The organism is Methylopila musalis (assembly GCF_042679725.1).
GTDB classification, from domain to species: Bacteria; Pseudomonadota; Alphaproteobacteria; order Rhizobiales; family Methylopilaceae; genus Methylopila; species Methylopila musalis.
Genome location: NZ_JBHTMX010000372.1, coordinates 1 through 1,101, shown reverse-complemented (window position 1 = coordinate 1,101; position 1,101 = coordinate 1). Strand labels below are relative to the sequence as shown.

Sequence of the window (1,101 nt, the reverse complement as noted above, 5' to 3'; positions counted from 1 at the left end):
CCCGACGGGCTGGACCCGGAGCGCATCGCCGCGGTGCGCGCCGGCGCGCCGGCGGCCGAGCTGATCGTCGACGCCAACGAGGGCTGGACCGGCGCGGCGCTCGCCCGGAATCTCGCCGCCTGCGCCGAGGCGCGGGTGACGCTGGTGGAGCAGCCGCTGCCCGTAAGCGACGACGCCCTGCTGGCGAGCATCGAGCGGCCGATCCCCGTCTGCGCCGACGAGAGCGCCCATGACCGCGCCGGCCTGCCGGAGCTGTTCGGCCGCTACGACGCCATCAACATCAAGCTCGACAAGACCGGCGGCCTGACGGAGGCGCTGGCGCTCGCCGAGGACGCCCGCGACGCGGGGCTGGCGGTGATGGTCGGCTGCATGCTGGCCTCCTCGCTCGCCATGGCGCCGGCGGTGCTGGTGGCGCAGCGTGCGGCGGTGGTCGACCTCGATGGGCCGCTGCTGCTGGCGCGGGACCGGGAGCACGGCCTCGTGTTCGAAGGCAGCGTTCTGTCGCCGCCGTCGCCGTTGCTGTGGGGATGACGGCGCAACCGCCTGCGATTCCCGGCGAATCGACGTACAGCTAAAGACGGGCGCGAAAGGTCGCGGCCCGGAGCCGACGTATGAGCAAGCCGCCCCAGCTCACCCTGGAGGATTACGAGGCCATCGCCTCCGCCGTGATGGAGACGGAGCGGGGCCGCTGGTTCCTGGCCGAGTTCGCCCGTCGCAACCGCGCCGCGGACACGGGCCAGGTGCTGGAGGCGCTGGCGCGGCTTGAGCAGCGCGTCGCGCCGCAGGCGGCCGAAAGCTCGCCCGCCTCCGCCTGCCCGCCCGCGGTGGCCGAAGCCGCGGCTGCGGTGCGCGCGGCGCTGATGGCGCCGAAGCCCGCGGAACTGAGGGTGGAGCTGGCGCTGGCGCGGCTCGCGACGCTTGAACGGCTGGCGAAACCCGCGATCGCAGCACAAGCGGCCGAGGCGACGGACGCCACATCCGCGGCGCGTGCGGAACCCGTGACGGTCGCTCCCGCGATCCCCTCGCCTCGGATCGAGACGCCGGAACCGGCGCTCGCGCCCCGCGCGGAGCCTGCGGCCGTCACGCCGCCGGCGGCCGTCG

At 75.2% G+C, this 1,101-nt stretch carries 1 protein-coding gene and 1 pseudogene; both read left to right on the top strand.

Features of this window, described 5'->3' with window-relative positions:
- Positions 1-531: enolase C-terminal domain-like protein (locus ACFQ4O_RS17740; RefSeq protein ID WP_378777728.1), on the top strand; the 531-nt coding region annotated here is incomplete at its 5' end.
- A gap of 80 nt (positions 532-611) precedes the next feature.
- Positions 612-1,101: pseudogene (locus tag ACFQ4O_RS17735) on the top strand (hypothetical protein); the annotation flags it as partial.